Source organism: Mesorhizobium sp. M00.F.Ca.ET.216.01.1.1 (assembly GCF_004010325.2).
Taxonomy (GTDB): Bacteria; Pseudomonadota; Alphaproteobacteria; order Rhizobiales; family Rhizobiaceae; genus Mesorhizobium.
The window spans coordinates 1-337 of record NZ_SADR02000321.1; the positions used below are offsets into that span (position 1 = coordinate 1).

Below are 337 nucleotides of genomic sequence, written 5' to 3' on the forward strand. Positions count from 1 at the left end.
CTGTCCGCTTGCCCGTCTGCACGGCGCTCTGATCGCGCACAGACACGCGTAGGCAAGCAGGCCCGCCCCTACTGTACCGACGACCACGGGAATGCGTCGCCCGATCCTGTCTGACAGCTTTCCGACGAATGGGATCACGATTACCGCGACGATGTTGCCGACGAACGGAATCACCAGATACGTGTTCGCGTGAAAGCCGATTCCGTAGGATGGTTGCACTGCGTAGGCTGCGCCGAAGATGGTGGCGACCATCGCAATGACCGCGGCAAGCGCCATTATTGCGATGCGGACGATATCGCGCCAGTTCTCGCGCAGTGCAATGGTGACAGGTGATGAC

General features: G+C 60.5%; 1 protein-coding gene. It reads right to left on the minus strand.

The genetic code is table 11. From position 1 onward, the window contains the following. Nucleotides 1–337: MFS transporter (locus tag EN859_RS36300; protein WP_135913679.1), on the minus strand; the 337-nt coding region annotated here is incomplete at both ends.